Origin of the sequence: Erythrobacter insulae, assembly GCF_007004095.1 — a bacterium.
GTDB lineage: Bacteria > Pseudomonadota > Alphaproteobacteria > Sphingomonadales > Sphingomonadaceae > Erythrobacter > Erythrobacter insulae.
The window spans coordinates 2,216,850-2,229,281 of the sequence record NZ_VHJK01000001.1 but is presented as its reverse complement, the minus strand read 5'-3'; the positions used below and the strand labels follow the sequence as shown (position 1 = coordinate 2,229,281).

Here is a 12,432-nt window from a genome sequence, read left to right as displayed (position 1 = left end):
ACTGACGCTGTCCGCTCTTCGCGGTGAATTCTGGTGTGGCTGATCGCAGCGAGGGCGATCAAAGCTGCACCGAAAGAGTGGCGAGCAAACGGAAGTCTCCGCGCTCAACCTGAAAAGGCGCGCGTTCCAGCGGAACTGCACCAAAAACATCCAGATAGATGGACCGCCCGAGCGATGCGCGCAGTCCGCCGCCAAGCGAGGATATGTCCTGCTGGCCCGGCAGATTGTTTATGCTGACCGACATCAAATCAAAGAAGACGTATGGCTGAAACGCCCTGCCGCCGGGTACCTGAGGGACCAGCGATCCATAGGCCAATTCAATTTGACCCCCAAAACCGCTGTCGCCAATGACTGCGCCCGGATCAAAGCCGCGACCGGAGGTGTAATTGCCGCCGGACACTTGTTCATAACCGAGCAGCGCGTCGGGTGAATATTGGAACCGGGGCCGCATCCGGATCAGGAATTCGGGCGAAGGCCGGTAATCGATCTGCGCTTCGCCTCTGACGACAAATCCCGTGGGGTCACCATCCAGCCGCGATGGCGGAACCACGTTTGGCGCGATGCAATTGACGAAACCAACGCCGCACGCTTCGCTTGCCCCGAGCACGCCGAGGCCCTGTCGCATTTCAACCGCGCCGGCGAGCCCGAACTTGGGTTCGATCGAGGAATAGCCCCCAGCCCCGCCGAGGCTTGCCGCATCGATCGAGTTGAACTCGATCCGGGCAAATCCGATCCGCAATTGATCCTCGGTCAAAGCAAGCCCGCTAAACTCGACTTCTTGATCGATCAGCTCGAACCCGATCCGGCCATAAATGTTCGAAGTCTGCGTGCGTTTAAATGGATAAGCCGCATAGATTGTACCGATAAATGTCTCGGACTCGAACAAATCATCGCCGACGATATCCGGCTGGGACCACGCAAAAGTCAGATTGCCGCCCAGCGTAAAACCGTCCCCGCCAAGCTTCATGTCATGGCCGATCTGGACCACATTTTGTTCTTGAATATCGGCGGTCGAATACAGACTGATCGTGGTCTGATCGGCAAGCCCGGTAAGACCGTTGAACCGCACTCTTCCAAATGCTCCGACCCGCCCGACCGATTGCGAACCGAAATTTTGCACCGTTGCATCAAATTGCACCGGATCACGGATCACGTTGAAGATACCGATCACATCGCCGGGCCGCGCTCCGCTTTCTGGCGGAGCAGGCTGCATCAACAGACGCACATCGAGACCGGGAATATCGCGTGCAAGAAGCAAATACCGTTCGGCCTGATTGACGTTGAAAACGGGTTGCTCGGTCAGCTTGTTCACATATTGCTGCAGCGCCTTGGCCGAATTGCCCGCATCACCGCGGATTTGCACCCCGGTCATTCGGGCCAGAACGATATTGAAATCCACGCGCCCATCGTCAATTTCCTGAACCGGCACTCGCACAACCGCCAGATAACCGGCATCGCGCAGGATATCCGATGCCTGATCGCGGATATCGCAGATCGCCGCCACCGACAGCTCATTACCGATCAGATCAAGATATGCGGGCGCGACAAAATCGCTGCCAATCGCTTCCAAACCGGTGAAATTGGCGCCAGTGAAAGTGAATTTGAGATCTGCAAACTCTTCACCGGCCAGCGGGCAGGCAGGACGGGTCACTTCACTGTCTACGGCGACAGATTGACCTTGCGCCTGAAGACTAGGGTCAAGCAGGTCACGTTGAATTTCCTCGCGGGTCTGGGCCTGCGCCGCAACCGAGGACAAGGCCCAAATTGAAGCAAGCACGGAAAGGGACGAACGCAAAATTGATTTCATTTTTGGATCCTGTTGGCGGGCACCTGCTTTCATCACCGCAATCATTGTCCGATCACCGGTTGAAATGGCGCCGCGCCGCTTTCGGCGAAGGACGCATCATCGGAAAGCAGCGGTCGAGCCGCATCGCCAATCACGGCAAATCCCGCCCAATAATAGGGGTGCGATGTATCGGCTTCGTTCATCAGGATCGTCTGCGATTGCCGCAGCGCATCCCCGATATTTTCAGTCTTACCGCGCCTGAACATTTCCGCCATCAGGCGTTCGGTCGCATCATAATCATCAGGCGCAGGCCAATGGCTGGCCAGCACGGCCCGGCCGCCAGCCCCGATGAAAGCGCGCACCAAACCATCCAGCGCGGTGCCGCCGCCGCTTGCAATGCCCGCCGCACGGGTAGCCTCGATGCTAGCCTCTCCTGCCGTGTCACAGGCGGAAAGGATCACGATATCGGCGTTCAGATTGAGGTCGAAAATCTCTTCGAAAGACAGCAGGCCATCGGAATCCCCGCTGCCGAACGACGTCAACAAAGCGGGCTTTGCCGGGCAGTTCGGATTGGGCGGCGTCACCAGACCGTGCGTCGCAAAATGCAGCACGCGAAATTCGTCAAGGTCTTCCTTGGCAATGATCTGATCGTCAGTGAAGCTGGCGCCCGTAATCAGCTGGGATTGCGATTGTCCGATCAGGTTTGATGCGATCACCAGTTCGGTATCGTCAATCGGACTGTTCCACAGCGCGCTGCCCCATCCGCAATCAAGGCCATCGGGCAAACCGCTTGATCCGCGCTGGCTCGCTGCCTGACGCGGGAGTGCATCTCCAACCGGGACGTTTTGCCCCATGCCCAGATATTGACGCGCCGCATTTGACCGTTCGACTTTGCGGGAATCCACAAACGCCTGCGCCGATACGGCCGTGCTGACATTCATGTTTTTCGCCATCCAGTTGACCCCGGTAAAATCGAACGGATCGGCGTCTGGATCATCGCTTCTGGTTTCGTACAATTCGACCGACACATCATCGGATACAAGGATATCGACCGGCAAACGCAGCAGCGCTCCATCCGGTTCAAAAATCAGATGATCGACATTGGCAAGGTCACCCGCGATCGGAGCGAACAGCGATTTGTACAAATTGCGCGCCTCGCGCACTTCAAAGGGGTAGGTCACATATTGCCCCCCTTCAAAGCTGGAAATCGAAGCCCGGATCAGATCGACCTGATATTCCATGTCCTCAATTGACAGATCGACCTGGTACGCCTTGGCCGTGCCGCGATCGGCATAGAACATGAAAATATCGCCGCCGACCATCGCGAGCCGCGCATAGGCCTCTCCCGGTTTAAGAGCAGCGCGGAAATCCGCCAATTCCAACGATGGCGGCGCAACCACGCGGTATTGCGGATAATCGTTAAGCTGCACCTGCGTGTTCAATTGCGCGCGTTCCAGATTTTCGATCTGGACCGAAAGTTCATTCAATTGTTGCTGTACCAATTCCGATTGCGCGCCCTTGATCAGCGTTTGAAACCGCATCCGCAAACGCTCGATATCGCGGCCAAGATCAATCGATTGCCGAAACAGGCGGGCGGCCTCATCGGAATTTGCGCTGAGTTCACGGGCAAGGATCGCTTGCGTTTCGGCAACGCCGGGCCGCACCAGCACCTGCGCGGCCTTAAAGAACGCTTCGGCGGCGTCCGGGTCGTTTGAAACGCGCGGCGCAAGCGCCCGGTAATACGGGTTTAGCTGGTTCGCAAAACCGGTCACCGCGTTGCGCTTTCCAACTGCCCGATCAATCACTTTACGATACAGGTCCATCGCTTCATCGTCGCGGCTTTGGCGCAGCAGAAACGCTGCGAGGCGCGCCTCAACGGCGCTGACTGCGCGCCGCTCGGGATATTGGGCCTCGACCAGAGACAAACTGTTGCGAAGATAGGTTTCGGCATCGCCTTCGCGCCCTTCACGTTCCGCGATCAGGGCAAGATCGGCCAGCACTTGTGAACGCAATCTCGTGATCGATGTCACCCGGCCATCGCGCACTTCGACCGCCTGCCTGAAGGCGGCAACCAGATCCCGCGTCGCGCCTTCGTAATCACCATTTATCCTAAGCGCTGTCCCGCGAATTTGCAGCGCCTGCGCATCAATGATCTGCGCCCGCTCTGGATCGGTCAATTTCAGCTCATCAACAATGCCAAGCAGCGAACTGCCGGCTTGGGATTGATTGATGCTCTCCGACAAAGGCAGGGTGATCGCGAGCTTGCCGTTTTCCTCGGCGGCGCCCAGCGCCCGGCCCTCTACCTGCTGACCCAAACGATCGACCGCTTGAGAGACAAGTCCCTGATTAAGCAGATGGATTGCTTCGAAATTGCGCTGAAGGCGCCCGGCAATCGGATCATCGGCGGTCAGGTCGCTTGCTTGCTCGAACAGGCGCGTCGCAACACTGAATTCGCCCAGATTGCTTTTTTGCAGCGCGCGATTGACGAAGAATTCGCCCGGATTGATATCGGATTCGCCGCTATCCTCAAGCCGCTGTTGAAGCGTCTCGAAATAGGCCGCTGCCTCAGCATATTCGCCGCCCAGATTGCGGCGATAGCCCTCGGCCAAAGCCTGTTCGGGTTTAAGCGATTCTGCCTGTACCCGCGCAAAGGATAGCGGATCGGAAACCGATGTGGATGCAGCGTCAATCGTGCCTTGGGCGATGCGGTTATCAAGCACCGATTTAAGCGCCAGGATCGTCGCGTCGTCAAACGCGGAAAAACCTTCTGCGACATAGGTCATTCCAGCTGCATTGACGGTGATAGAACTCCATCCAAGCCCCGTATCATCCACCGCACAGGTGCTTTTGCGCGATCCGGCAATTCCGGCTACGTCACCGGTCAAAGCATCGGGACACGTTACCGGGAACCGGCGCATATCACCCAGCTTGGCCGCGGCCGCCGGCGTGTAATTCTTGAACGCGAAAACTTCGGCAATCGGCTGCGGGTTGTCTCTGCAAACCACCGCCCAGCGGCGATCGAAGATGCTGCCTTTGGCGGGGTTTTCGACGCTGCGATCCTGCACCTGGCACAAAATACCGCTGCCATCGCCAATCGGGAAACTGTCGCGGGTTAGAACGGATGACGTTTGTGCCGAAAGCGCCGCCCCCACAATTGCAGATGCACCGAGCGTAGTGATAATTCCGAACGCAATTCGTCTCACAGATAAGTCCCCCCCAAGGACTACAGCGCCGCGACCGTCCGCCAGCGCATCAGAGTGCGACGCCTAATGCTTCCTGTTCTTAAAGGCCTTCATACGGGCCGAGTCGAGTCGTGGATTGTAAAAAACCGCATGATTGATCACTTTGGGCAAAATGATCGGCGATATATGCCATTTGCTTGCGATTTTCGGCGTTTACCGCCCGTTATTCCCAGCCGATGAATTTCACTTGTTCATCTAGCGCGACCCGTTCTCGATCATAATTGTTGAGCGGTGCTTGCGCGTCGCGGTATCCAATCGCCATGCCGCAAAACAGCATATAGCGTTCATGGTCGAGGCCAAGATGATCGCGGATCACATTGGCATAAAGCGCCATATATTCCTGAAAACAGCTATCCAGCCCTTCCTCGCGCAGCAGCAACGCCACCGTTTGCAGCCACATGCCGGTGTCAGACCACTGCGCCTCTTTCATCAGGCGCGGAAAGTATGTGAGCATGACAACCGGCGCATCAAAGCTGGTGGCGTTGCGCATCATTGCCTTCATCCGCCCCTCGCCATCATCGCGGGCGATATTCATCGAACCAAACATGCCTTTCGACACGGCATTGAGGCGCTGTTTATATTCGTCCTCTTGGCCGGGCGCGGTCCAGTCATATTCGGCGGCCTGCGGCGGCGTGGTGGTGATCTTGGCCTGAAGGTCTTTGAGCGGCTGGCCGGTGAGTATGGCGGCCTCCCACGGCTGGTAATTGCAGCCCGAAGGCGCCCAGCGCGCAGTGTCCATAACGCGGCGGATTTTTTCCAGCTCAACCGGCTGATCGGTGAACATGCGGACAGAGCGGCGGGATTTGACGGCTTCGGTTACGTTCATTTCATTCAAAACCCTTCTGCCCCATTTCATCTTCAAACCACTTTTCAACGTCATACCTGACGCCTGTCGAAGTGCGGAATTTGAAATAGGATGAGTAATTTGACTGGGCCCATTGCCAAAACTCAACAAAGCTCGCTGTGGAGTAGTCTTTTCGATCAAGACCCATCTCTTTCGCCCACTCAATGCACATTTGGCGAATCGCTTTTTCAGCCTGAGCTTTTATCACCGCCGCCCCTTGCCCTTCTCGTCCTCGAACAATTCCGCGAGCTGTTCCATGATCGTGCCGCCCAGTTGTTCGACATCCATGATCGTCACCGCGCGCCGATAATATCGCGTCACATCGTGGCCGATACCGATGGCGACGAGTTGGATGGGGGATACGTTTTCGATCCATTCGATCACCCCGCGCAGATGCGCTTCGAGATATCCTGCGCTGTTCACGCTTAGAGTGCTGTCATCGACCGGCGCGCCGTCGGAAATCACCATCAGGATGCGGCGTTCTTCGGGGCGGTAAATCAGGCGGCTGTGCGCCCACATCAATGCCTCTCCGTCGATGTTTTCTTTTAGCAAGCCTTCGCGCATCATCAGGCCGAGATTGCGGCGCGCACGGCGCCATGGCTCATCAGCCTGTTTGTAAATGATGTGCCGCAAATCATTGAGACGACCGGGATTTTGCGGCTTGCCATCGGCCAACCACGCCTCGCGCGATTGGCCGCCTTTCCATGCGCGGGTGGTAAAACCGAGGATCTCCGTCTTGACCCCGCACCGTTCCAGAGTGCGCGCCAGAATGTCCGCGCTGATCGCGGCCATGCTGATCGGGCGGCCACGCATCGAACCGGAATTGTCGATCAGCAGCGTGACGACTGTATCCTTGAAATCGACATCGCGCTCAACCTTGTAAGACAGCGCGGTGCCGGGAGATACGACGACGCGGGAAAGACGAGCCGCGTCGAGCACACCTTCTTCCTGATCGAAATCCCAGCTGCGGTTTTGTTGCGCCATCAATCGGCGCTGCAAACGGTTGGCGAGGCGCGTCACGACGCCCTGAAGCCCCGTTAGCTGGCTATCGAGATAGGCGCGCAGCCGATCAAGTTCTTCTGCATCGCACAGCTCGGGCGCTGCGATTTCCTCGTCAAACTGGTTGGTGAAGTATTTATAATCCAGCCCGTCTGGAATGTCGGCTTGCGGACGGTTCGGGCGGATCGGAGCATTGGAGGCATCGCCGTCTTCACCCGGCTCACCTTCCTGCATTTCTTCGTCGGCGGACATGTCGCTGTCAGCGTCGCCCTCGCCTTCGCCTTCGGCCATTTCGCCAGCCATTTCGGCGCTTTGCGGATCAGCATCTCCGTCCTGCTGCTCGTCGCTGGGCTGATCTTCGTTGGACCCGTCATCCTCGTCGCCGTCTTCGTTGCTCTCGTTTTCGTCAGGAGTGTCGGTCGGGCGGGTTAGATCGAGATCGCGCAGCATATCCAGCGCGAGTTTTTGAAAGCCCTCCTGATCGCCAAGCTGGTCGAACAGATCGGCGAAATTTTTGCCAACCTTGTCCTCGATTGCGCCACGCACCAGACCGATCCCGGCTTCAGCGCGCTCTGGAATGGGCTCTCCGGTCAAACGCTCGCGCAGGATCAATGACAAAGCGGTCTCCAGCGGAACCTCGCTGGAATCTTGCGCCCGCAAGATATCATCGCTTGCGATGCGGTTTTTCAAGGCCGCATCGAGATTGGATTTGATCCCGCCAAACCGGTTTGCGCCCAACGCCTCGTACCGGACCTGCTCGATCGCATCATAACATGCGCGTGCGACCGGTTCCGGGGGTGCATTGACCGCGTGCAGTCCGGCGTTGTGATGCCGCAGCTTGAGCGCGAAACTATCGGCAAATCCGCGCGCCTCGGTGACCTGATCCTCAGGCAAATCGCGCGCCGGCAATGGCACGCGGAAACGATTGCCTGCCGCACCCGGCACATCCGCGCTCCAGGCGACTTCAACCTCGGCATCTTTCGCGATTGCTCGCGAAGCTCCGGTCAAAGCCTGTTTGAATATATCGAGAGGGGATTCTTCAGCCATCGTGGATCAGGTAGGGATCAACCGATTGTTTGTCCCGTTTTTTCCCAATCTTTCAGGAAACCTTCAATGCCCTTGTCGGTGAGAACATGTTTGAACAACGCATGGATCACCTTTGGCGGCGCGGTCATTACATCCGCTCCGATTTTGGCCGCTTCGAGCACGTGGGTGACATGGCGGACACTGGCGACGAGGATTTCGGTTTCAAAACCGTAATTGTCGTAAATCAGACGAATGTCTTCGATCAGGTCCATCCCGTCAAAGCCGTTATCGTCGTGACGGCCCACGAATGGCGAAATGAATGTCGCCCCGGCCTTTGCCGCGAGCAGCGCCTGATTTGCGGAAAAGCACAGCGTGACGTTGACCATAGTGCCATCATTGCTCAGCGCTTTGCACGTCTTAAGACCATCAACCGTCAGCGGGACCTTGATGCAAACATTGTCTGCGATCTTGCGCAGGACTTCGGCCTCTTTCATCATGGTTGCATGATCGAGCGCGACGACCTCGGCGCTAACCGGTCCATCCGTCAGACCGCAGATTTCCTTGGTCACTTCCATGAAATCCCGCCCGGATTTAGCAATCAATGACGGGTTTGTCGTGACACCATCAAGCAGGCCGGTTGCGGCCAGATCCTTGATCTCGTCAATCTCGGCGGTGTCAGCAAAGAATTTCATGGCAAAGTGCCTCCCGTAATGTGTCGCGATTCGTTGAGACACGGGATGGCACAGCGCCGGGTGCGAGGCCACCCACGCTTAGCCATTAGCGCACTGTATTTTTGATCGGGAACCTGCTTAACACGCTTAAGTTATGTTATTACATTGCTTCAATGGCAATATCGGGATCAAACGGGATTTTATGAAATGCAACGAATTCTCCTCTTCGCCGCCGCGATTGCAGCGGTATTCGCCTCTCCTGCCGCTGCGACAGAAGACGATTTTAATGTCTGGGGCGGACAGTTCATTTTTGTCGATCTGGACAAGGACGGGGATTGGTTTGTGCGTGCCGAGGCGCAGGAGCGTTTTACCCAAGATGCCGACCGACTGGGCCAATTGCTGCTGCGGTCCTTCGTTGGATATCGGTTGAACGAAACGGCGACGGTTGGCGGTGGTTACGCCTATATCCTGACCGATCCGGTCGGCCCGGCTCAAATCAACGAACACCGCATTTATCAGGAGGTCACGTTGACACTGATCAACACCGAAGACGGTGTGAAGCTTACGTCGCGTAACCGTTTTGAACAGCGCTTCTTTGAAGAAGATGGCGAAACCGGCCTGCGGTATCGCAACCAGGTGCAACTGACCGCGCCGATCAGCGAGAAGACCAACCTTGTCCTCTATACAGAGCCGTTTATCGGCGTGAACGAAACCCGCTTTAACCGCGGAGGGGTGGCATTATGGCGTAACTTTGCAGGCGTATCCTTTCCGGTCGCCAAAGGCGTTTCGTTTACGCCGGGATATCTCAACCAATATGTCGTACGCAGCGGCGAAGATCGAATGGATCATGTCGCAAATTTCGGAGTTACAGCGCGGTTCTGAAACTTTACCGGTTTACCGCGCCTGCGCCAAACACGCCAATCAACACCGGATCACGCGTGGCCTGCGGGTTTGCGCGGATGACCGCCTCTTCATTGCCGATTTCCGTCCAGATCGCATCGTCGATATTTCCTGCAAGCCGCCTGGCAATCCCGCTGATATCGGTTCCGGTCGCAGCGTCGATCAATTGACCGACCAAGGGATCGGATGCGATTTCAATTGCTTCTCCCAATTCGGGGACCATCGCCTCGATCAACCGTCCGCCCAGCTCCCCGCGCAGCGCAGCGGTCGCAGCTTTTGGTCCGCCTCTCACCAACGCGATCGCATTGCCGATCCCAATCACGCGAACGGCCTCGGTCACAACGGGCGCGGCTCGATAAGACCCTTCGATAGCGATATCGGCGAACGCATCTTCCAGCCTGTTTTTGAATAATGTTGAGGTTAGGATCCGCGACAGGACATCGCCGCGCGTACCGAGCAAGTTATTCAAGCCGAGCCGCGCAACCTGTTCATCCCAATATCCGTCTGGCGCCGTCAACCGGGCAAACGCCCGTTCGCTTGAAAGCAGCAACAACCGGCGCACGGCCTCGGTCAGGCTGAAGCCCGGAATTGTCGAACATGCGGGCAATACAAGCACAGCCGCACCGCCCATCGCGCCCCTGATAATCGCGCGCCGCCCAAGATTTGTTCGATTAAGCCCGTTCATATCCATCACCTGCTCCTTGTCGTATGCACCCTGCCGCGCCCATATTGCGGATGAATCATGAACCGCGTCAGACTTCTTGTTCTTAATGCAGCGCTCGGCCCACTGGATTACACCGTGCCCGAGCGTATGCCAATCGAGCCCGGCTCCGTGGTGATTGCGCCTTTGGGTCCGCGAAAAGTGACCGGGATCGTCTGGGATAATGGCCGTTTGCCCGGTGCACAGGTCGATGCGAGCAAACTTCGCCCCATCCTCGAGGTGGTCGATGTGCCGCCACTCTCACAGCCACTGCGCCGGTTAATCGAATGGACCGCCGAATATTATTGCGCGGCTCTGGCCAGTGTCGCACGGATGGTTTTGTCCAGCGGCGGCGCGCTGGGCGGACCAATGACCACCACCGAATACCGGCTTAGCGGCGGCACACCCGAACGCATGACTCCGCAACGCGCCGCAGCGATTGATGCTCTCGAGGGGGAACAGGGCATTATCCGCGAACTGGCGGCCATCGCCGGTGTATCCGAAGGGGTCTTGCGCGGACTGGTCAATCAGGGCGTGATTGAACCGGTCACCGTCGCCATCGACCGCCCCTACCCCGCAGCGGACCCAGATTTTCATCAGCCTGCATTGTCCGATGATCAACTGGAGGTGGCAAACCGGCTGGTAAAGAAAGTGCAAGCGCAAGATTATGCGCCCGTTCTGCTGGATGGCGTCACAGGATCGGGCAAGACCGAAACCTATTTTGAACCCGTTGCCGAAGCGATCCGTCTGGGCCGGCAGGTTCTCGTCCTGCTGCCCGAAATCGCGCTGACCGAGAATTTTCTGGTCCGATTTGAAAAGCGCTTCGGCACGCCGCCGGTTTTGTGGCATTCCTCGCTGAAATCGACCGAGCGCCGCAGAGCGTGGCGCGCCATCAGCAATGGGACCGCGCAGGTGATTGTCGGCGCGCGCTCCGCGCTGTTTCTGCCTTATGCCAATCTTGGCCTGATCGTGGTGGATGAAGCGCACGAGGTCAGCTTCAAACAGGATGATGGCGTGCGCTATAATGCCCGCGATGTCTCGGTTATGCGGGCCCGGTTTGAAAGTATTCCGGTGATCCTCGCCAGCGCGACCCCGGCGCTTGAAAGTCTGCATATGGCTTCAACCGGCACATATGAATTGATGGAGCTGCCGAGCCGATTTGGCGGGGCGCAATTGCCGGAAATCAAATTGGTCAATCTGACTGATGAAAAACCCGCATCGGGCCGCTGGTTATCCGCGCCAATCATCCGCGCGCTCGAACTGAGGCTGGAAAAGGGGGAGCAATCACTCTTGTTCCTCAACCGGCGCGGCTATGCCCCGCTCACTCTGTGCCGCAATTGCGGACACCGTTTCCAATGCCCCAATTGCAGCGCTTGGCTGGTCGAACACCGATTGTCCGCCCGCCTTGCATGCCACCATTGCGGGCTTGAAACGCAGGTTCCCGACGCCTGCCCAGACTGCGGTGAAAGCGATTGCCTGGTCGCTTGCGGCCCCGGGGTTGAACGGATCGCCGATGAAGTTGGTGAGCTGTTTCCCGAAGCCCGCGTTGCCGTGGCCACTTCCGATACACTTGGTAATCCGGAACGCGCCGCGGCCTTTATCGCGCAGGCAGAGGCCAAGGCGATAGATGTGATTGTCGGTACACAGCTGGTCACGAAAGGGTTTCACTTTCCCGACCTGACATTGGTGGGTGTGGTGGATGCCGATCTTGGCCTTGAAGGGGGCGATCTGCGCGCGGCAGAGCGCACCTATCAACAGGTCGCGCAGGTCGCGGGGCGCGCGGGACGCGGATCGAAACCCGGCGAAGTCTTGATCCAGACGCGCCACCCGGATGCTCCTGTCATCGCAGCCTTGGCCAACGGTGATCGTGATGCGTTCTACGCCGCTGAAACAGAGGCGCGCCGCGATGCCGGTGCCCCGCCATTTGGCCGGTGGGCGGCGATCATCTTGTCCAGCGAGGATGAAAAAGAAGCGCGCGCGGCAGCCGCGAGGCTAGGCGATACCCGCCCCGACCGCGATGATCTGTACATACTTGGGCCCGCGCCCGCGCCTCTCGCGTTGCTGCGCGGACGATACCGATACCGCTTTCTCGTCAATGCGCGCCGAAGCGCAAATTTGCAGGCGACCTTGCGAGAATGGCTCGATGCTCACAATTTTCCGCCGGGTGTCCGCGTGGGTGTGGATATTGATCCCTACAGTTTTGTCTGACCGCAAGGTTGCATCATCGAAAATGCAAGGGTTTAAAAAGCATCGCAGGACTGCTG

The 12,432-nt window shown here is 57.7% G+C and carries 9 protein-coding genes; 2 read left to right on the top strand and 7 right to left on the bottom strand.

Annotation, left to right across the window (positions count from 1 at the left end):
• Nucleotides 1-58 precede the first annotated feature (58 nt).
• The 6 genes from FGU71_RS10400 to fsa all read right to left on the bottom strand — a co-directional run bounded on the left by FGU71_RS10400 (nt 59) and on the right by fsa (nt 8,589).
• Nucleotides 59-1,807 carry a ShlB/FhaC/HecB family hemolysin secretion/activation protein gene (locus tag FGU71_RS10400; protein WP_185960273.1) on the bottom strand — a complete coding sequence of 583 codons (1,749 nt, stop codon included), beginning with the start codon at nt 1,805-1,807 and terminating at the stop codon, nt 59-61.
• A gap of 41 nt (nt 1,808-1,848) precedes the next feature.
• Nucleotides 1,849-4,989 carry a CHAT domain-containing protein gene (locus FGU71_RS10395; RefSeq protein WP_142788503.1) on the bottom strand — a complete coding sequence of 1,047 codons (3,141 nt, stop codon included), beginning with the start codon at nt 4,987-4,989 and terminating at the stop codon, nt 1,849-1,851.
• A 202-nt stretch (nt 4,990-5,191) separates the two neighbouring features.
• The gene (locus FGU71_RS10390) at nt 5,192-5,854 is read right to left on the bottom strand and encodes a nitroreductase (protein ID WP_142788502.1); all 663 of its coding nucleotides are present in this window, start codon (nt 5,852-5,854) and stop codon (nt 5,192-5,194) included.
• Nucleotide 5,855: 1 nt separating this feature from the next.
• Entirely contained in the window at nt 5,856-6,080 is a 225-nt protein-coding gene (locus FGU71_RS10385) for a hypothetical protein (protein ID WP_142788501.1), read from the bottom strand.
• Nucleotides 6,077-7,918 (bottom strand): cobaltochelatase subunit CobT, encoded by a 1,842-nt coding sequence (gene cobT, locus FGU71_RS10380; RefSeq protein WP_142788500.1) that lies wholly within the window; start codon nt 7,916-7,918, stop codon nt 6,077-6,079. Before cobT ends, FGU71_RS10385 begins: the two co-directional genes overlap by 4 nt.
• Before the next feature lie 17 nt (nt 7,919-7,935).
• Entirely contained in the window at nt 7,936-8,589 is a 654-nt protein-coding gene (fsa, locus tag FGU71_RS10375; protein ID WP_142788499.1) for a fructose-6-phosphate aldolase, read from the bottom strand.
• A gap of 186 nt (nt 8,590-8,775) precedes the next feature.
• Between fsa and FGU71_RS10370 the strand changes: the two genes are divergently transcribed.
• Nucleotides 8,776-9,450, top strand: a complete 675-nt coding sequence (locus FGU71_RS10370; protein ID WP_142788498.1) for a DUF2490 domain-containing protein — start codon at nt 8,776-8,778, stop codon at nt 9,448-9,450.
• A gap of 4 nt (nt 9,451-9,454) precedes the next feature.
• On the opposite strand, the gene FGU71_RS10365 is transcribed toward FGU71_RS10370, so the two are convergent.
• Nucleotides 9,455-10,159 carry a DUF4197 domain-containing protein gene (locus FGU71_RS10365; RefSeq protein WP_325053176.1) on the bottom strand — a complete coding sequence of 235 codons (705 nt, stop codon included), beginning with the start codon at nt 10,157-10,159 and terminating at the stop codon, nt 9,455-9,457.
• A 51-nt stretch (nt 10,160-10,210) separates the two neighbouring features.
• Between FGU71_RS10365 and FGU71_RS10360 the strand changes: the two genes are divergently transcribed.
• Nucleotides 10,211-12,376, top strand: coding sequence for a primosomal protein N' (locus FGU71_RS10360; protein WP_142788497.1), 2,166 nt, complete (start codon nt 10,211-10,213; stop codon nt 12,374-12,376).
• Nucleotides 12,377-12,432 lie beyond the last annotated feature (56 nt).

What these genes read in the sequence shown, in the direction of transcription:
- FGU71_RS10365 (WP_325053176.1), bottom strand. Translation starts at nt 10,159, where the DNA reads ATGGATATGAACGGGCTTAATCGAACAAATCTTGGGCGGCGCGCGATT.
- FGU71_RS10400 (WP_185960273.1), bottom strand. Translation starts at nt 1,807, where the DNA reads ATGAAATCAATTTTGCGTTCGTCCCTTTCCGTGCTTGCTTCAATTTGG.
- fsa (WP_142788499.1), bottom strand. Translation starts at nt 8,589, where the DNA reads ATGAAATTCTTTGCTGACACCGCCGAGATTGACGAGATCAAGGATCTG.
- FGU71_RS10360 (WP_142788497.1), top strand. Translation starts at nt 10,211, where the DNA reads ATGAACCGCGTCAGACTTCTTGTTCTTAATGCAGCGCTCGGCCCACTG.
- FGU71_RS10370 (WP_142788498.1), top strand. Translation starts at nt 8,776, where the DNA reads ATGCAACGAATTCTCCTCTTCGCCGCCGCGATTGCAGCGGTATTCGCC.
- FGU71_RS10390 (WP_142788502.1), bottom strand. Translation starts at nt 5,854, where the DNA reads ATGAACGTAACCGAAGCCGTCAAATCCCGCCGCTCTGTCCGCATGTTC.
- cobT (WP_142788500.1), bottom strand. Translation starts at nt 7,918, where the DNA reads ATGGCTGAAGAATCCCCTCTCGATATATTCAAACAGGCTTTGACCGGA.